The following is a 19,062-nucleotide window of genomic DNA, read 5'->3' on the forward strand; positions in this document are numbered from 1 at the left end:
TCCGTAGCAACCTTAATGCATATAATGAACTTTTTTCTCTCCGTAGCGCAGCTGCAGCCAGGTTAGTCCAAGCAATAGCACAAACAGCACCATTGAAACAGCCGAAGCATAACCAATCTGACCATACACATAGAAGCTGCGGAAAATATACAGCGGTAACGACATCGTTGAACCGAGCGGGCCGCCCTCGCCACCGGAAAATACATAAAAGGCATTAAATGATTCAAACGCCCCGATGACCGACACGATAGTAAGCAGAAACCAGGTCGGAGACAGCAGCGGTAGAGTTACGTGACGGATAACTCCCCAGGTACGGGCTCCATCTATGCGGGCTGCCTCTGTCAAATCATGAGGAATTTGTGTCATGCCGGACAGAAACACGATAATCTGAAAGCCAAGACTGCTCCAAATGGAAAACAAAATGATGACAGCAAGCGCCCAGGTCGGACCTGCGAGCACAGTCGGAATTGCCGCTGGCCATTCGCCTCCAAGCGTATGAATCAGCTTGATCAGAATCGGATCCGGATCGGTAAGCCACTGCTGTGGTGTCCAACCCAAGGAACGAACCATCCAATTGGCAAGACCCACGTTCGGATGAAAAATCCATTTAAACACGATAGCAGCCGCTACGTGAGATGTAATATAGGGCAGAAAAAACAGAACACGCAGCAAAGTCTTTCCTTTCGTTATATGAAACAAGACATAAGCAACCAAAAAAGATAACAGCAGTGTCAACGGAATCGTCCCGATTCCATAAAAGATCGTCACCATTAAAGCCTGCCCGACGGCACCTAACTGCAAGCCGACAGTCGGATCACTCACTATTAGATCCTCGGTAAAAATACGGACATAATTATCCAGACCAATGAATCTCTCCGGCACGTATCCCCATTTCCATAAACTGATCCACATCCCGAACACAAGCGGCCAGTACCGGAACAGTAATAACAGTGCCAACGCAGGCAAGGCGTACATGACACCCGTCCATGCTTCTTTGCTTCTTCGTTTGGAACGCGGCAATGCTTGCTTGCGTTCGCGAGTCATTACGGCAGGTTTAACTATAGCCTTACGGCCCCATGCTGCCTCTTTAGACATCACTCAGAATTCTCCCTTCCTGATTGCTTCCTCGTTTGGCTTACAACTTCATTTTATATAAGCAATGTTTGATAAGGATTAGAGACAAGTAAAGAAATTGTTGATAAGGTTGCCGTTGTTTACATTCGACGGCATCATATCCAGCTATAACAGTAACAAACGCTACAATACCGGTCACGTTCTGCATCTTCTTCGTGCTTGGACGCAGCCCTTTTATTTGAACAGCCGCTTATTACACCCAACATTTTACTTTCGAATCCAAGTAACCCATACTTATAGGAGTGAGGTTGCATGACCCTAAACAAAACCAAACAAGGCAGGAGTGAATGTATGAATGAAGAATAAGAGTATGATCAGACTAGGTGGCAACGGAGTCCCTCTTCATAGCGAAGATCCGCGCGAGATGGCCATTGCCCATCGTCAATTTGGTTATCGGGCAGCCTATTGCCCCCAGATATCGTTAACGGATACTCACCGGATTAAGGCTATTCGTGAAGGATTTGCAGCAGAGGATGTTATCATTGCCGAGGTGGGAGCATGGTGTAATCTCATCACTAGCGAGGAGGCGACACGCAGCAAAAATCTGGATTTCGTCTGTGAAAAGCTGGCGCTTGCGGATGAGATTGGAGCCTTGTGCTGCGTCGACTATATCGGCTCTGTAGCACCAGGCACGGATTACGGGCCTCATCCGAATAATCTTACCGAAGAAGCCTTCGAGCTTGCCGTAGAAACGGCTAGGCTGATTGTGGATCGCGTCAAACCGAAGCGTGCCAAGTTCTGCCTGGAAATGATGCAGTGGACGCTTCCTGATTCCCCGGAAATCCTGCTTGACATGATCAAAGCGATTGATCGCCCTACTTTTGCAGCGCATCTCGATCCGGTCAATATTATTGTGTCACCGAGACAATATTACAACAATGGCGAGCTGATTAAACGCTGCTTTGAGCTGCTGGGACCTTATATCGTGAGCTGTCATGCTAAAGACATCATTTTGCAGGATAGGCTTTCCCTTCATTTGGATGAAATTCGATTGGGTCTTGGGCAATTGGATTACAAAGTTTACTTAACGGAGCTGAGCAAGCTGGCGGGGGATGTACCGATTATGCTTGAGCATCTTCAAACTTCTGAGGAGTATATACGGGCTCGGGATGAGATTGTTAAAATCGGCAGTGAGCTTGGTATTGCATTCAATGGAAGGGATGCATAAGGTTTTTAGGTTCCAAATTATAACCGTTCTAAAAAGCTCATAGCCATAGAAGCAATACGTTCATAGCCTTGTTCGTTAGGGTGTAACCGATCCTTGCTCAGATAAGAAAGCGTAAACCGATTGAAGCCGCTCTCGGCATACAGGTTCAGTACCGGGAGCGCATAGCGTGTACCGATCGCCTGAATAACCTCCACATAATCGATAAGCCGATGACCGGAGAGATTTACAGAATCTATATCGAAACCATCTTTGTCGCGCTGAAGAGGCGTCCATAAATTGAGCCGACATGCAGGGTTTTTGTTCAAAATATCCTCGATCAGTGTGATATAAGCTCCATAGAAGGTATGGATATCACGATCATCCTTGCACCCTATAGGCTTGTCCAAGCGAAAATCATTGGTACCCGCAAAGATCGTTACACAATCGTAAGTAGGTTCGATGCTGCGGCCTATATGAACGGTTGCGCCATAATCCCGGTCACCACCAGCTGTAAGCGGACACCCGCTTCTTCCTTCATTGCGAATTACTGAGAATCCCAGTGCTTCACCAACTAATGGCTGGTAGCCATTGGCTTCTGTGATGCTGTCACCCAAGGTGCACCAGCTTTTCCCTTGCCACTTACGTTCCAATCGTTTATCCATTTTCCCCTCCATGATCATTTAATAACCACTGGGCATTTCCGAGGTAAATACAACAAACAGCAATCCCCGCACCCTAACAGCAGTGCAGAGAATTGCCGCGAATTTTCTTACTTCTTCAATGTGCCATACCAATCATTAACTTCCTTGTAGCTTGCATCTCCACCGGAGGATTTAAACTTTTGTATAAAGCTGTCTATATTCGTCATCGGCTCAGCGCCATAGATCAGCTTGTTGGTGTAATCGCTCACTAATGTATTCAGCTGCTGGAAGTTCTTCGAGAACTCGGGCATGTAAGGAGCAAGTCCGAGAACGTCCTCTATCCTTGTGTTAGCAGGCTCCGTTACATTCATAAAATTCCAGGCATCGAATAAGCGCATATCCTTACGCACACGTGCTTGCCAATACGTTGGATAGTTTTTGTCATCCGTACCCGTCAAAAAGTTATTAGCTTGATTTCGTTCATCCGTGAATATCGGTTGAATTGGTGTATAAGCACCGTCCTTGAGAGTATAATGCTTGTTTTCCTCACCTATAGCCATCGTTCTGAAGGTATCCTTTTCGAGCTTAGCATTCATCCATTTGATCGCATCCTCAGCATGCTTCGAGGACTTGGGAATATAGGTAATACGGTCAAAACCAGCGGAAGCACTCAGTCCAATCTTGCCATCCTTACCTTTAATTGCCGGAATCACTTTGACTTTGGCATTAGGAACGCTTTTGGTCAAGGCATCGGCAATCGTCGGCACATCCGACCAATTCATTACAATCATGCCTGCTCGACCACTGGTGAATTTTTCTTTGGCAGTCGCATCCTTATTCGCACCGAACTCCTTATCGAGCAAGCCCTGCTTGAACAAATCCGAAACAAAGATCACATAATCCTTATAAGCGGGGTCCATCGCACGAGGCGTCAGCTTCCCATTCACGTTGTTCCAGAAACCTGCGATACCAAAAGCGCCGGTAATATTGGCAATAAAGGAAGAATCACCATTGATTGTCAAAGGAATATTTTTGTCGCCATTGCCGCCCGGATCCTTGTCTTTAAAGGCCTTCAAGACAGTTACTAGCTCATCCAATGTAGTAGGCGCTTTCAAACCGACCTTTTCTAACCAATCCTCACGAATAAAAAGACTAGTGGCAGCAAAGGGAATCGTTCTGGTAGGAATCGCATACAGCTTGCCATCTACTTTAGCTGCTTCCAGTGTTGCCGGATCAACGGCTGCTTTAATATTAGGTCCGAACTTGTCGATCAATGGACCTAAATCGGTTAATGCGCCTTTTTTGGCATAATCGGCATACAATGCCTTGAAATCCGTAGAACCGACTGTTGTAATGGAATCATAGGGCTCACCGGAGGCAATCAGAATGTTCAGCTTGTCTTGAGGTTTGTCCTGCGGCAGCATATCGTATTGGACCTTATAACCCGTAGCTTGCTCTAAATACTTGGCAACCGGATACGTATTATAATCGTCCTTTTGCCAAATTTGGAGTGCTTTCAACTCCGGCTTGGGAGCTGCTGGCGCTGGTGCTGGTGCTTGAGCTGCCGGAGCAGTTTTGGCTGGACTTGCAGCACTGTCTCCGGTTTTGTTTGGGGTAGAGCAGGCGGCAAGAGACGCCACGGACAAGGTGGCTGCAACCGTAATCAGCATTGTTTTTTTGTTTATAAACATGTATAACCCTCCCGATTCGATTATATTTACTATATCATTAAACCCAAGATGCAAGCACCCGAGCTTTAACGCCAGTTTATCCTTTGACAGAGCCGATCAGCACACCTTTGACAAAATGCTTTTGCAAATACGGGTACACAAGGAGCATCGGAATAATCGAAGCGATAACCGTTGCAGCCCGAACCCCTTCCGGTGATACGTTCATCAAATCGTCGATACTTTTGTTAGCTGCATTTGAGCTGTCCGCATCCATGACAATGTCACGTAAATATAGCTGCAGAGGCTTTAATTTAGCATCATTAATGTAGAGCATGGGATGGAAATAATCGTTCCAGAAATAAACTGCGTAGAAGAGCGCGATGGTCGCAATAACAGGGACACTTAAAGGAATAATAATTCGGAATAAAATCGTGAAGTTGCGAGCGCCATCCATTCTGGCCGACTCCTCCAGTGCTTCCGGCAGCGACTCATAGTAGCTTTTGATCACAAGCATATTGAATACGCTAATCAAAGCTGGCAGCATGAGCGACCATAGACTGTTAATCAGATGCAGCTGCTTCATTAATAGGTAGTTCGGAATGATGCCGCCATTGAACAGCATGGTGAAAATAAACAGCAGCATGATAAAAGAGATGCCAGGCAGATGCCTCTTGGATAAGGGATAAGCTGTCACTGCTGTCAAAAGAATTGCAAGCGCGGTACCCACCACCGTGATCAGTAATGAGACGCCTATCGAATGAAGAAATTGAGCGGAAGATACAACATGCTTCATCGTGTCAAGCTGGAAGCCTACGGGGAAAATTCCGACTCTACCGGATACTACCGCGGCTTCATCACTAATCGCTTTGGAAAGGACATTAGCAAGCGGCAGTAAGGTGGCCAAACCTGAAAGCAGCAATACCAGATATACGGCTATATCGAGTGACCAATCACCAATCGTTTTTTTATGCATGTTCTTAGCCTCCTACCAGATACTGCGTTTAATCAGTTTTTTGCTAAGCTCGTTACCGCCAACAATCAGGATGAAGCCGACTACCGAATTGAAGATACCGACCGCTGTACTGAAGCTGTAATCCTGCTGCCCAAGTCCCTGTCGATATACGAAAGTTCCTATAACATCACCGGATTGATATACAACCGAATTGTACATCGTCAAAATTTGTTCAGTGCCCGCTTCCAGCAAATAGCCCAAGCGCAGAATAAAAATCAGAATGATTGTCGGAACAATGCCGGGTAAAGTAATATGCAGCATTTGTTTAATCCGCCCCGCCCCATCAATCGCGGCCGCTTCATACTGCTCCTGCTCGATGCCTGCAATAGCAGCGATAAAGATGATCGCATTCCAGCCTGATTCTTTCCAACCAGCCGTAAATACGATTACACTGCGGAAAAAGCTATTGTCGAGAAAGAAGGAAATCGGAGTGCCGCCAAAGGCTTGAATGACGTTATTGACCAATCCCCCGCTCGGCGAAAGAATGTTAATGAACAATCCTGAAATAATAACCCACGATAAGAAATGTGGTAGGAAGATGATCGTTTGCACCGTTTTTTTGAACCAGGCTCTGCGCACTTCATTCAGAAAAAGTGCAATCAGGATCGGTATAGGGAATAGCAATACGATTTTGTACAGCGAGATCATTAACGTATTGATGAAAACCTGGTAAAATTCCTCCGAGCGAACCAGCTTTTCGAATTGGGCCAGTCCCACCCATTTACTCCCGGCAAATCCGTCAAAAATGTTGAAATCCTGAAAAGCGATGACAATGCCATACATCGGCGCATACTTGAACAGCAGCAAAAACAATAAGCCAGGAACTAGCAGTATATAGAGATCAATGTTGCTAAGAAACAGTTTAAAGCGACCGCTGCTTACTTTTTTCGCCTTGGTGTGAACTGTTTGGTGCTCCGGCTCTACTAGGGTACGACTCATGTGATCAGTTCACCTCCGTGTGTGTATATTTATATTATATAGAGGGAGCTGATCGGGCTGTAGATGGTAATGTTTGTGTTTCTGGTACTATCTTAAGGTATTTATACAATTAAACCGCCCTCATCATCTTCGAAGAGAGCGGTTGGTGATTCTGTCTATGTGGTTATACTTTTTATCAACGATGGGTTCACCCGACTCATGTCGGCTTTCGATCTTAGGAGTGGATTGGGCGATCAGGCTGAACGCATAGGAAACGAACGGTAACTGTCGTACCTTCACCAAGGCTCGATGCAATCGTCAATCCATACTGCTCTCCGGCAAACAGTTTAATGCGTTCGTTCACATTGTATAAACCATAAGAGCTGCCTGACCCATCAGATCGCATGGCAGGCTGCGGTTCCGTCAGGAGCGTGCCCACAAGCTCCCGCTCCATGCCAATCCCATCATCGGCAACCGACAGTGTCAGCTCGTCACCATTCATAGCTGCGCGAATCCATATCGTGCCCGCTTTCCCCTTCGATTTGCGGATACCATGCAGCAGCGCGTTTTCGACAATGGGCTGCAGGGTCAGCTTAGGCATTTCGTAATCATCAAGACCTACTTCAGCCTCGATATGAAATTCAAAGCTTTTGGGAAACCGTGTTTGCTGAATTTCCAGATACACCTTCGCCAAATTCAGTTCATCGCTCACACTAACCCGATCTTTGCCTTTATTGAGACTAAGCCGAAAATACTTGGCTAGACCGTCAATCATTTGGCTAATATCATGAGCTCCCCGCCCTATAGCAATCCAATTAATCGTATCCAATGTATTGTAAAGGAAATGTGGATTAATTTGCGCCTGCAGTGCCCGCAGCTGGGCTTCCCGCTCCTGCACCTTGGATCGATACGTTTCTTCCATAAGATCATGAACCTTGTGAATCAAATGATCGACACTATTCTCCAAAAGATTAGAGTCACCTTCAAAAGCACCCGTGCGTTCATCCAGACTTTCAATCCCTTCCCGTTTGATCATCATGATCACGGATTGCATCCTGCGGTTCATTCCCCGCACAATAACGGCTAGTAAAATAAATACAAGCAGCAGGAACAGAATCGTGACACTTGATAACGTCGCAATACCGGAAAACTGATTTAGTGTAGTCGCTCGAGACGTAATCTCTGCTTTGGGGATTTCAGCAACCAGCTTCCAGCCCGTAGAACGAATCGTTGTATAAATGACATAACGAGGGTTATTGTCCTTCATGACGGGGATAATGCCTTCTTCACCTTGTCCGAATGCAGACAGCACCTCATCAAATTCTATTTTGCTGCCGAGCAGTGATTTATCTTTATTCGATATCATCGTCCCATCGGGTTCTGCAAGGTAAATCGTGCCCTGTTGGGTCAGCTTGATTTTGGTCAAAATATCTTCGATTGTTTTCTCAGACACATCAATTAACAGCATGCCTGAAATCTGATCATATTCATTGGGATCTCTCAGCATTCGGGCACCGGAGAACACATAGAGTGGACCTGGATCGAGATAGGATTCGAGATAAGCGCCTGTCCACACAATCATACCGCCTGCATCCATCACCTCTTGAAACCAAGGTCTGTCCTTCAAGCTATCCAATGTAAAAAAGTTGACCCGTTCCCCGGAAAACATCCGATTGCTGTTCACAAATAAGCGAACCCGCATCACATTCGGATTCGTTTGCGCATTATCGACCAGATACCTAAGCTCCTTGAGTGAGTCGAGCTGCTGTCCAATGGAAGCCGTGCTGCTTAAATATTGGTTAAGCTTCGGATTCATAAAAATAATACTCGACGTATCGCGTACGGAGTCGAACTGATAATCAAGATTGATGCTTGCCTGTTTAATCGTCTGCAGCATCGTGCGGGTTACTTCCTCTTCAATGATTTGAGAGGACTTTTGCATATAGGAATAAAGCAGCAGCGCAGCAGGAATCAGAATGAGAATGACGTAAGCCAACAGCCAGCGTCTCGCCGCCATGGCTCCCTTCAAGAGCAGCAAGCTATAGTTCCAGCTTCTTTTCAAGAGCCTTCTCATAATTAATTTCTACCTCCTTTACGTCAATTGATCGCGAAATGCGCTCGGTGTGAGACCCGTATACTTTTTGAACAGCTTACTAAAATAACTCGGGTCCGAATAGCCGACTGTATAACAAACCTCATAAAACTTGTTGCGCGGATCGCTCAGCAGCTCCTTGGCTTTTTCGATTCTTACCTTGGTTAAATATTCGTTGATCGTTTCTCCGGTTTCCTGTTTAAACAGCAGACACAAGTAGGTCGGCGACAAAAACACTTCCTTGGCAATATCGCCAACCTGTAGGTTTTCGGCGTAACGTTGGTCTATTAGGGCATGAACCCGTTCAATAGCATTTTTGGGCTTGGCGCTTCTCTTTTCACTGATCCGTTCGCACACATCTAACAGATGAGCCTCTACCAGGTGACGCAGCTCAATAATCGTTTCCTGCTTGAATACTTGTTCCCACAGCATCGCTTCTTTGTCACTCATCTCCGGCCCCATCATATTGAGCTCCAGCATCAGCCGGCTTGCCATCAGAATCAGCTGAAGGCTGACGTTGCGGCAGTTGGTAAAGCCCTCCTTGCGGCTGCGTGACAAAGGCTCGAAAATCTCATTCAGCTCAGCGAGCAGCTTATCCTGATCCGTTGCCTTTAGAACCGACAAGATGCGTTCACCCTGAGCCATATCAAATCGGTAAAGACTGTCTGTATTTTGCTGTAAATTATCGATGGAAATAATATGATTTTTACCTAGATACCATCTTTGATCGGCTGCTTCCCGCGCTTGATTGTATGATTCAGGCATCGATTGCAATCCAGAAATCCGCTCTCCCACACCAATGGTGACACTAATTTTCAGCCAACGCTTCAAGTTATCGCGTATTTGCTCGGTTAAGCTGAATAACCTTTCCTCCTGATTGTCTTCCTCCCCCATTCTCAGAATGACGACAAACTCGCCATTACGGGTCTCAAAGACATATCCCTGCAGCATCTGCTCCGTCAATTCCTGCACAATATTGAGTACCGAATAGGAAAGCAGCTGCTGATCCCTCTCTGTTCGAGTTGCCATAACCTCTGCGCTATCATCGATTTTCAGTACAAGCGTCCAATAATCGGCTTCCGCAGGCAAATCGAGTCCCAGAAAGTCCAGTCGGTCTTTGATCCGTGACGGATTCGTTACGCCATCCCAAATCAATGACATCAGAAATTTCTCCCGCAGTAATGGCATGCTTTGCGTCAGCTTTACCTGCATGTCTACAATGTAAGTGCGTTCCTGCTCCGCATCCTGCAGCTGCTTGACAACCCGTTCCACTACGGCAGCCAGCTCCTGAATATTCACAGGCTTGAAAATATAATCGACGGCATTCACCTTAAGTGCAGATTTCAAATAATCCGCATCATCATGCCCGCTGACAAATACAATTTTGATCCCAGGAAAGCGCAGCTTAATTTCACTGGACAGTTGGATCCCATCCATTTGAGGCATGCGGACATCAGTCAGCACCAGATCCGGCTTGACCTGTTCAATTAATTCGAGAGCGACATCCCCATCATCCGCTTCACCGACAACCTCAATTCCATATTGACTCCAATCAAAATAAGTACTCAGCCCGTGCCGCACTGTAGGCTCGTCGTCCACAATGACCAATCGATACATGAGCTGCCACCTCCTGTCTATTATGTAGTATAACTTGAATTACATATGGACACACGCAAAAAGACAAAAGATCGCCGCTCCCGCAATCAAGCAGGAGGCCGATCTTTATTCGGGTTCATTTAACTTGATCAGGCTTCATCGTCGAATTCAACCTTACCGGAAGTGCCTACAGCCACAGCATCCGCACGGCCCGGGCGCTCACCCAACCAGGCTCCTTGCTCGATAAGCTTACGCTGGAGCTCGGGTATCGCTACCTCACGGAACCCGCCGCCGGTTACACTAGCCATTGCCGCTGCCGTTCCGGCCGCCTGCCCCATTGCAAAGCAGTTCGGCATCACACGAAGCGAGCCCTGCACGGGACGGTCAGAGGAAACCGAGCGTCCGGCCACGATCAGATTGGATTTGCCCTGCGGCAGCATGCAGCGATAGGGCACACCATGCGATTGACCTTTTGGCAGATGTTTGATCGTCATCGTACTGGTCGCATTGGCAAGATGAATATCGATAAAATAAGCATTACGTGCTATATCATCCTCGAACGTCCGCATGGATATGAAATCGTCGACAACCAGTGTATAATCACCAGCAATCCGCCGTGTTTCCCGAATACCGATCTGATCGCCGGAATGCACCAAATGAATGTTCTCGAAGCCCGGTACATATTTACGCAAAAATTGGATTTGCACATCGATCAATATGCGCCCTTCAATCGCGGCACGGGTCAAGTCCTCAGCCTTCGTCCCGTCAATTCCAAATATATGTCCAAAATTAAATCCGACCACCGAGTCCGTAATCCAGGCCATCCCTGAAATACGTTTGCGGCCCTCCGGAAGATCGCCGTTAAGCTGGGCTTCTACAACGGTTTTCTCCAGGCTGTTACCTTGCCCCGACTGCTCGATAAATTGCTCATAACGTGCTTTTTCCACTCCCGATACGACATAGCACATCGTACCCGGTTGCAGCTCACCCTGCTCTCCACCCGTCTGAAACGGAACACCCGCCAGCGCCGCTAAATCGGCATCACCTGACGCATCGATGTACAGCTTCGCTTGAACTACCGAACGTCCTGATTTATTGCTAATGACGATTCCGCTAATCCGATCTCCATCAAGCAGCACTTGATCAGCGACCGTATGAAATAATAGTTGGGCACCGCTATCCAATACCTCTTTGTCATATACCCGTTTTAGCGTTTCCACATCAATCGGTACCCAGTCCAGCAAATCCTTGTAGCTGCTAAGAAATTTGTCACCGGCCGCCTGCTTCATCTTTTCTAGCAAATCCAGACCGATACCGCGAATGATCGGCTTTTCCCCATCCGTATACGGGCAAAAAGCAGGCACTAAAGCTGCTGTTCCCATGCCGCCGAGATATCCACGCTGCTCAATCAACAGTGTATTCGCTCCATTACGTGCCGCTGCAATCGCAGCAGCAATCCCCGTCGCCCCGCCTCCGATAACGACAACATCCGGTGTATGGGATACCTGCAGCTCTGAAGTTATTTGTATGGTTGATGACCCTTGCTTGTTCATAAAACCAGCCTCCTCAATATGATACCTTCATTATATGCTGCCATGACTGGAGAACTAGTTTCATTTTAGTTTCATCTAAAATGATTGCGTGGTAGGATATACATAAGCACGATGATTAGGCAGCAAAAGCACAATAAAGAGGCTTCATCGTCGGCTGGGGTGTTCCTCTGTAACCATGATTATAATAGGAAACGTACATTCTATATCTAGATCAAGAGGTGCACAATATGCCCATACAGAAACCAGTTACTCTTAAAACTATTGCTCAAGAGTTAGGTGTCACTGTTCAAACGGTTAACAAGGCGCTAAAGGGAAAGCCCGGGATGGCGGAGGCTACAAGACAGCTTATCGTAGAAACCGCAGAGAAGCTGGGGTACTTTACGAAGGAGCAAATTCGCAGCTTAAGAGCGGAACGGATCATCTCCTATCCCATAGAACGCAAAAGATTCCTGCTCGTTCAAACCGAACAATCCGTCGGCTATAATCGTCTGCTGCTGGAGGGGCTGCATGATCGCTTTGCCTCCTTTGGGCACCATATTGAAATCTGCTTACTTCCTGCTTTGAGCAAGGAAGCTGCAATGGCAGAGTGGCTAGAAGAGAAAGGCGTGGAATTCGCGGACGGCTTATTCATTGCACCCAGCATTTCACCCAAAACTTGGGAGTCCGTGCTGCTTCAGATACCGATACCAAAAATTCTGCTCAGCTACCCCCCGCTTGGCACCAAGGCGGATAGTGTGATCTGGGATATATACGAAGTCACCTATCAAGCAGTTGCTTATTTAAGATCAATCGGCCACCATAACATCATGTACATTGGCGATACGCATACCCAGAGAGGATTTATTGTACGCTGGCAGGCTTTCATCCATGCCATGAATGAGTTCAACTCTGAGGTTGACGCTTCAGCACATTCGATCAGTCAACGCAGCCTTCATCCGGAATGGCTGATGGATCTGCGTGATAAGTTGGTTCTTCACGGTCCCACCGCTGTGATTTGCGGAATTCATGATGAGGTTGCTCCAACATATAAGCTATGTCAGGAGCTCAATCTTCGTATACCTGAGGATATATCCATGATAGGTTTTTTAAATGAGCAGCCCGAATCTTTACCGTTATTTACGAGACCGCAGCTTTCCATCCGACAAACTGGATATCGGGCCGCTGACCGTATGCTTTGGCGTATCGCTAATCCTTCACTCCCCTTTGAGCACATCCGAATTCAGGGAGATTTATGCATAGCGGGAACTACGGCTATACGTGTGAAATAAATCATCATCTGTATTGACATCGATATATTTTCCAAGTAAAATTTACATCATAAAAATGTGGTAGCGATACCACATTGCTTTTTAAGAGTTATGGTACCGCTACCACAATGTATACTTACCAGCAGCATCTCTCTTGAAGGAAGTGATTATTGGTGGCAACGATCCGGGATGTTGCGCAATTATCAGGTGTGTCGGTCTCCACCGTATCCCGTGTTTTAAATAAAAGTGGTTATGTCAATCAAGAAACCGAGCTCAAAGTGAATCAGGCCATCAAGACTCTGCAATATGAACCAAGTGCAGTCGCAAGAGGTTTGGCCAGCAAGAGGAGCCGAACCATTGCTTTGATTCTTTCTAATATGACGAATCCCTTTTTCCCAGAGCTGGCCAGAGCCGTCGAGGAAGTAGCCCGAACATTTGGATATACTGTATTTTTTGGCAGCTCAGATGATCAAGCGGATAGGGAGCAGGCTTATATCGAGATTTTCAGACAAAGATATGTCGACGGAATCATTTTCTCCTCTCATACGTTTGGCATGGAAGAGGCTCTTCGCATGAACAGCAGCCATATCCCCTATATCGTTTTGGATCGTGCGCCTTCTGAAGAGCTGTGCAGCGTTGTCCGCTCGAATAATCGGGCAGGCGCCAGACTGGCTGTTCAACATTTGCTTGATAGGGGCTGCAGCAAAATCGCGCATATTTATGGACCTCAGGAAATACAGACCGCCCAGGAACGACTTCGAGGGTACGAGGATACCGTGAAGCACCTATCGTGGTACAGCCCGAGTTTACAGGTGCCTGGGAACTTCCTTTTGGATGGCGGGATGACAGCCGCTGAGCAGCTTATAGAGCGCCACCCCGATGTAGACGGCATTTTCGTTGGTAATGATTTAATGGCAGTCGGTGCTTTGAAAGCATTACTCCGAATGGGAATTAAGGTTCCTGAGCAAGTGGCGATATGCGGATTTGATGGCATACAGCTTACGGAAGCCACAGAACCGGAGATTACAACGGTAGCCCAGCCGATCTATGAGCTTGGTGCCTTAGCAACAAAACTGTTGATTCAAAAGATTAATGGAGAAGCTGTAGAAAACAGCCTGTACGAACTGGAAGTTACCCTCATACCCAGAGCTTCTACAAGAAAGGATTTGAAACAATGAAGCCATCTATCGTAGTTGTAGGAAGTTTGAATATGGATATCGTGATTAATGTGAATCACATGCCTAAAGAAGGTCAAACCATCTTTGGAACCGAATTAAAGGAAATTCCCGGAGGAAAAGGCGCCAATCAGGCAGTAGCGATCGGCAAGCTGCAAGCACCTGTCCACATGATCGGTAAAGTCGGAGCAGATCCATACGGTACCTCTCTCTTGAGCTCCCTTACAGCATCCAACGTCAATACACAGCATATCGTGACCTCTACCGAGAAATCCGGAGTCGCAGTAGTTACCGTAGATCAGAGTGGCAGCAATCATATCATTGTCATTCCAGGCGCCAACTTCGATATCTCTGAGCAGGATATTGAGCTGCAAAGACAGGCTATCGAGCAATGTGAGATTGTGGTGCTGCAGCTTGAAATTCCGATGGAAGTTGTGAAATACACCCTTCAATTAGCCAAGCAGCTCGGTAAAACAACGATCTTGAACCCGGCGCCTGCCAAACCTCTGGATGATGAGCTCTTATCTTATGTGGATATTCTGGTTCCGAATGAGCATGAGCTGGCCGAAATTTGCGGGTTTGAGCTTATTGATGACCAAAGCCTTAAAGATGCGACTGAAGCACTGCTGGCCAAAGGGGTACAATCACTTATTGTGACACTTGGCGAAAAAGGCTGCTGTTATGCAAATCATCAAACTTTTAAATTGTTTCCTGCCCATAAGGTCAAAGCACTTGATACCACTGCTGCCGGAGACAGCTTTATAGGCGGATTAGCAGCCAGCTACGTGTCGGATCGAAATATGGATGAAGCCATTCGACAAGCTCAAATCGTAGCCGCCATAACCGTCACCCGCGCCGGTGCTCAAAGCTCACTGCCTACGCTCGAAGAGGTTCAACAGTTTGGTCGCGGATGAATTGAATCTTAATACCTCACAAGAACGCAGCAAATGCGTTCTTTTATTTATTAAAATGCAGCTTCTCGCCGATATATAAACGGAGTTATCACAAGGAGGAGAGATATTTTTGACAGAGAGAATTCGAGGTTTAAGAACATGGAAAAAAAGCGCAATACTCAGCACGACTGTATTTCTTTCAAGTATGGCTTGGGCGGTTCATGCGAACGCAGAAGGCAATACGTCACCTTTTGTAGCGGGCCACAATCCTGAAGAAATCATTGCAAAATGGGAGCAGTACCGTCCTAAATTCAACGGGAACCCGATGATCGAGCAGCCGCTTATGGTACCGCCTTACTCAACCGGCAAGCTGAATGCCGAATTTATTCAAGACGGTGTTAACATGGCCAACTATGTTCGTTATTTGGCAGGTTTACCTGACAATCTGGCTGCGGACCCCATGCTGAACGATCAGGCACAACACGGTGCCGTCTTGTTAGCAGTAAGGGACAAGGGATTATCCCATACGCCGGAAAAGCCGTCATCGATGGATGATAGCTTTTATAAGATTGGCTACAAATCAACCAGCAGCAGCAATCTCATGGGTATGGTAAACAAATTACATTCAACCGTATTGGGTTACATGAGTGACAGTGATATGAGCAATATCGATCGCCTGGGACATCGCCGCTGGATACTGAATCCACCACTCAAGTATACAGGGTTCGGTTTAGCCAGTGGAAACACAACGTATACGTATTCACCCATGCAGGTATTTGATAAAAGCGGTGCAGGAGCTTTTTCCCTGCCTTATATCGCTTGGCCTAGTCCGGGAGCATTTCCTACCAACGCTTTTAATCGTGGAGATGCATGGTCTATCACGCTTAATCCAGCACAATATAAAACGCCGACCCCCGATCAGGTTAAAGTCGTGCTTAAACGAAAAGCGGATGGTAAAGTATGGACCTTTGACCAAAAGGACCGGGGAATCCCCTCCGATGCAAAATTGTTCCCTGAGCGCAATTATTTTAATGTAGAAACAACAGGCTTCGGGATTGCCAATTGTATCATTTTCCGTCCAGCGCACATAGGCTCTATAGCGAGTAACGACGAATTTGAAGCTCAAATAACAGGCATCCAAGCCATTAACGGCACGCCTGCCACAATTATATATACGGTACGTTTTTTTGATATACCGGATAAAGAGGATACAGCCACCTTCCTAAGCGAATGGTCCAGACCTAATGAACAGAAGGCCAATTTAAACCCGGTCACTTTTCAAAGCACCGATTTTGAGAAAATGATTCGCACCATCCTGGAAAAACCTCAGGAGCCCGTAACGGAATGGGATTTATCGAGAATTGCTGCCTTGGATTTTGATTACAGCAGTGGAGATATGGCCAAAGACGCCGGTTTGCTGAGAAAGCTCACGAACATGAAGAGACTTCAGATGTTCTACATGAAGGATGCCGATATCTCGTTTTTGTCCGAGCTGAAGTCGCTCCGTGATTTGACGGTACGCAACCAGAATTTGAATATCACCGGTGTCGATGCCCTTAAACAGCTGAACAATTTAAAGATTCTATATCTCCAAGGGGATGTAGACACAAGCCAACTCACCGCCTTGCTCGAACCTATGAAATCGCTGCAACAGCTCGACATTTGGAACGATGCTGTTACCGATTTGAATTTTGTTCCACATATAGCCAACCTTCAGCGCCTGTCTGTCGGCGGCAAGGCATTACGTGATATTACTCGTTTGGATAAAGCTTCCCAGCTGCGAGAACTCGGGTTGCACAGTAAAGCCATTACGGACTACACCAGTGCAAGCCGCCTCAGCCAATTGGAAAAGCTGGAATTGAATTCATCGGGCCTATCCGATTTAACATGGGTGTCTGCACTTACGCGTCTCCAATCCTTGGATATTACGGACAATGCAGTAAGTAATTTATCACCGCTCTCCACCCTGACCCGCTTGGAGACCTTGTTTGCCAGTAACAATCGGATTCAGAATGTAGCTCCGCTTGCCGGTCTATCGAAATTATCCAGCCTTTATTTATCATCAAACGCGATCAAAGATATTTCTCCGTTTTATTCAGTGAATACAAAATGGCAGTACCTGAATTTGAGTTACAATTTCCTTGATTTCACTGCCGACAGTCAGTCGAAAAAATGGCTGGACTCCTCGCAGAACAAGAACATTTCTTACGAGAAGCAGCAGCAATTGAAAATTAAGGGCCTCCGTCTGGCGGACAAACCGACTGCCTCTGCATCAAATTCGTATATGCTTGTAGACGAAGCCATTGCAAAAAAAGTCATGGCCTTATACAACGATTACAGTGAAAAGATGCTGGACGAAGGCGTAATTTGGGAATCCTCCAAACCGGATACGATAGACGTAGATGGCGACTCACTTGTGTCCAAGAAGAAAGGTAATGCCCAAATCAGAATCAAAACAGATGGTTATGACCAATCGATCAGCATCACGGTGCTGGACAAGCATAACATAGACAGCTATAAGGCTAATGTGCTATCCGACGCGTCCAAAATCAAAATGAACGCAATGATCCTCCTCGCTGTCAACAGCTGGAGCGCGTACGTTCAAGGGGAGAAAAAAACGCTGCAAGCCAAACCGATTATCGATAATGACAGCACCCTGCTGCCCGTTCGATTCGTCTCGGAAAATTTGGGCGTGCAGGTTGCCTGGGATGCTGATACGCAAACAGCCACTTTAACCGGTAATGGCAAAAAGATTACAATTCCCGTTGGCGCTATGCAAATGAGGGTGAATGAAGCCAACGTCGACTTACCTGTCTCTGCACAAATAATCAACGGCAGCACCTATTTGCCGCTGCGTGTACTTTGCGAAGCACTTGGCAAAAAAGTTTCCTATACGGATGGAGTTATCATCATCGGCGATCAAGAGTATGAGCAGGATCATCAGCTGTATGACGAGCTTGTCGCGATGTACAGTACCGAAATCAGATAAAACTGAATGAAGAAATACAAGAAATAAGAGGCTGTCACCTGAGTAGATTTCTCTACTTTTGGGATAGCCTCTCTTCCTCAATGTGACATAGCTTTTTCTCTTTCAACACATTCAAACTTGGTCAGCTTTCACATGTTGTCATAGGTGATCAACCACACCTATCTGGACTCAGTCAAAATCCTTATGTACCCATTCGTCTTCGGGAATCGGCAAAGGCTCGCCTGAAAAGCGCTGCTCTTCAAAAGCGTCGGCCGTATTGTGAAATCCATTACGCTCCCAGAAGCCTTCACGGTCTTCCTTCATAAATTCGATTCCTTGAACCCATTTGGCACTTTTCCAAAAATAAAGATGTGGCACCACTAAACGCAGCGGCCATCCGTGCTTCTTCGTAAGCGGCTTGCCATCATATTTCATCGCAAGCAGAATTTGATCACCCATCAGATCCTCAAGCGGCACATTCGTTTCATAGTCATTATCCGCATGAAGCATGACATACTTCCCTTGAGGCTGTATGTTCAACAAGCTCAGAAAGTCTCGGAAACGTACCCCCTCCCATACCGTGTCCAGCTTGGTCCATCTGGTTACGCAATGAATATCGCAGACGATCTGCGTTTGCGGCAATGCAATTAAGTCCTCGTAGCTGAACTCCTTTTCCTCCGCTACCTCACCAAATACACGCAGGGTCCACTTGGACATATCGTACTCAGGGACTTCACCTTCATGTAAAATAGGGAAACGTTCCGTAACCACTTGTCCAGCCGGAACTCTGCCCCCAAACTGCGTTTCCATTTGAGGAACCTGCATCCGTTTAATTCGATCAGCCTTGGTATCTTTATTCATCTATACAATCTCCTATCGGGGGTTTAAATAATTGAGCTCATCCCTTCAATCCTTAACCATCATATCATAGATCGTCCTACATTCGGAACCCGAGCCATTCTATTGGAATATCTGGCTGTTAACGTTATTTGCATTTTCCAGCAACCTTATCAACA

The 19,062-nt window shown here is 46.6% G+C and carries 14 protein-coding genes; 5 read left to right on the plus strand and 9 right to left on the minus strand.

Annotated elements, in window-relative coordinates; genetic code table 11:
* Window positions 1–12: 12 nt before the first annotated feature.
* Window positions 13–1,095 (minus strand): carbohydrate ABC transporter permease, encoded by a 1,083-nt coding sequence (locus BM210_RS06035; protein WP_091165608.1) that lies wholly within the window; start codon window positions 1,093–1,095, stop codon window positions 13–15.
* Between the two features lie 334 nt (window positions 1,096–1,429).
* On the opposite strand from BM210_RS06035, the gene BM210_RS06040 reads away from it, so the two are divergent.
* Window positions 1,430–2,302, plus strand: coding sequence for a sugar phosphate isomerase/epimerase family protein (locus BM210_RS06040; RefSeq protein WP_218184893.1), 873 nt, complete (start codon window positions 1,430–1,432; stop codon window positions 2,300–2,302).
* A gap of 17 nt (window positions 2,303–2,319) precedes the next feature.
* Here the strand turns inward: BM210_RS06040 and BM210_RS06045 are convergent, their stop codons facing one another.
* The 7 genes from BM210_RS06045 to BM210_RS06075 form a co-directional block, all read right to left on the minus strand.
* On the minus strand, window positions 2,320–2,943 hold the full coding sequence (locus tag BM210_RS06045; RefSeq protein WP_177237656.1) for an SGNH/GDSL hydrolase family protein: 624 nt from the start codon (window positions 2,941–2,943) through the stop codon (window positions 2,320–2,322).
* A gap of 107 nt (window positions 2,944–3,050) precedes the next feature.
* Complete coding sequence (locus tag BM210_RS06050; RefSeq protein WP_256223254.1) at window positions 3,051–4,613, minus strand: extracellular solute-binding protein; 1,563 nt, start codon at window positions 4,611–4,613, stop codon at window positions 3,051–3,053.
* Between the two features lie 76 nt (window positions 4,614–4,689).
* The gene (locus BM210_RS06055; RefSeq protein WP_091165613.1) at window positions 4,690–5,565 is read right to left on the minus strand and encodes a carbohydrate ABC transporter permease; all 876 of its coding nucleotides are present in this window, start codon (window positions 5,563–5,565) and stop codon (window positions 4,690–4,692) included.
* A 12-nt stretch (window positions 5,566–5,577) separates the two neighbouring features.
* Window positions 5,578–6,543 (minus strand): ABC transporter permease, encoded by a 966-nt coding sequence (locus BM210_RS06060; RefSeq protein WP_091165616.1) that lies wholly within the window; start codon window positions 6,541–6,543, stop codon window positions 5,578–5,580.
* Between the two features lie 214 nt (window positions 6,544–6,757).
* Window positions 6,758–8,596 (minus strand): sensor histidine kinase, encoded by a 1,839-nt coding sequence (locus tag BM210_RS06065; protein WP_091165617.1) that lies wholly within the window; start codon window positions 8,594–8,596, stop codon window positions 6,758–6,760.
* An 18-nt stretch (window positions 8,597–8,614) separates the two neighbouring features.
* Entirely contained in the window at window positions 8,615–10,231 is a 1,617-nt protein-coding gene (locus BM210_RS06070) for a response regulator transcription factor (RefSeq protein WP_091165619.1), read from the minus strand.
* Window positions 10,232–10,359: 128 nt separating this feature from the next.
* Window positions 10,360–11,763, minus strand: a complete 1,404-nt coding sequence (locus BM210_RS06075) for an FAD-dependent oxidoreductase (RefSeq protein ID WP_091165621.1) — start codon at window positions 11,761–11,763, stop codon at window positions 10,360–10,362.
* A 227-nt stretch (window positions 11,764–11,990) separates the two neighbouring features.
* Between BM210_RS06075 and BM210_RS06080 the strand changes: the two genes are divergently transcribed.
* The 4 genes from BM210_RS06080 (at window position 11,991) to BM210_RS06095 (ending at window position 18,067) form a co-directional block, all read left to right on the plus strand.
* Window positions 11,991–13,031, plus strand: a complete 1,041-nt coding sequence (locus BM210_RS06080) for a LacI family DNA-binding transcriptional regulator (protein WP_091165624.1) — start codon at window positions 11,991–11,993, stop codon at window positions 13,029–13,031.
* A 152-nt stretch (window positions 13,032–13,183) separates the two neighbouring features.
* Entirely contained in the window at window positions 13,184–14,188 is a 1,005-nt protein-coding gene (locus BM210_RS06085) for a LacI family DNA-binding transcriptional regulator (protein ID WP_091165626.1), read from the plus strand.
* Window positions 14,185–15,099 (plus strand): ribokinase, encoded by a 915-nt coding sequence (rbsK, locus tag BM210_RS06090; RefSeq protein WP_091165629.1) that lies wholly within the window; start codon window positions 14,185–14,187, stop codon window positions 15,097–15,099. Before BM210_RS06085 ends, rbsK begins: the two co-directional genes overlap by 4 nt.
* Before the next feature lie 109 nt (window positions 15,100–15,208).
* Window positions 15,209–18,067 (plus strand): stalk domain-containing protein, encoded by a 2,859-nt coding sequence (locus tag BM210_RS06095; protein WP_091165631.1) that lies wholly within the window; start codon window positions 15,209–15,211, stop codon window positions 18,065–18,067.
* 168 nt (window positions 18,068–18,235) lie between these two features.
* Here the strand turns inward: BM210_RS06095 and BM210_RS06100 are convergent, their stop codons facing one another.
* Window positions 18,236–18,907, minus strand: a complete 672-nt coding sequence (locus BM210_RS06100) for a sulfite oxidase-like oxidoreductase (RefSeq protein ID WP_091165633.1) — start codon at window positions 18,905–18,907, stop codon at window positions 18,236–18,238.
* Window positions 18,908–19,062 lie beyond the last annotated feature (155 nt).

This window comes from Paenibacillus sp. 1_12 (genome assembly GCF_900114475.1).
Lineage (GTDB): Bacteria > Bacillota > Bacilli > Paenibacillales > NBRC-103111 > Paenibacillus_S.

Bases quoted from the DNA above. Each gene is read 5' to 3' on its own strand.
- BM210_RS06070 (WP_091165619.1), bottom strand. From the start codon at position 10,231: ATGTATCGATTGGTCATTGTGGACGACGAGCCTACAGTGCGGCACGGG.
- BM210_RS06045 (WP_177237656.1), bottom strand. From the start codon at position 2,943: ATGGATAAACGATTGGAACGTAAGTGGCAAGGGAAAAGCTGGTGCACC.
- BM210_RS06080 (WP_091165624.1), top strand. From the start codon at position 11,991: ATGCCCATACAGAAACCAGTTACTCTTAAAACTATTGCTCAAGAGTTA.
- BM210_RS06100 (WP_091165633.1), bottom strand. From the start codon at position 18,907: ATGAATAAAGATACCAAGGCTGATCGAATTAAACGGATGCAGGTTCCT.
- BM210_RS06060 (WP_091165616.1), bottom strand. From the start codon at position 6,543: ATGAGTCGTACCCTAGTAGAGCCGGAGCACCAAACAGTTCACACCAAG.
- BM210_RS06040 (WP_218184893.1), top strand. From the start codon at position 1,430: ATGAAGAATAAGAGTATGATCAGACTAGGTGGCAACGGAGTCCCTCTT.
- BM210_RS06055 (WP_091165613.1), bottom strand. From the start codon at position 5,565: ATGCATAAAAAAACGATTGGTGATTGGTCACTCGATATAGCCGTATAT.
- BM210_RS06035 (WP_091165608.1), bottom strand. From the start codon at position 1,095: ATGTCTAAAGAGGCAGCATGGGGCCGTAAGGCTATAGTTAAACCTGCC.
- BM210_RS06065 (WP_091165617.1), bottom strand. From the start codon at position 8,596: ATGAGAAGGCTCTTGAAAAGAAGCTGGAACTATAGCTTGCTGCTCTTG.
- BM210_RS06050 (WP_256223254.1), bottom strand. From the start codon at position 4,613: ATGTTTATAAACAAAAAAACAATGCTGATTACGGTTGCAGCCACCTTG.
- BM210_RS06075 (WP_091165621.1), bottom strand. From the start codon at position 11,763: ATGAACAAGCAAGGGTCATCAACCATACAAATAACTTCAGAGCTGCAG.
- rbsK (WP_091165629.1), top strand. From the start codon at position 14,185: ATGAAGCCATCTATCGTAGTTGTAGGAAGTTTGAATATGGATATCGTG.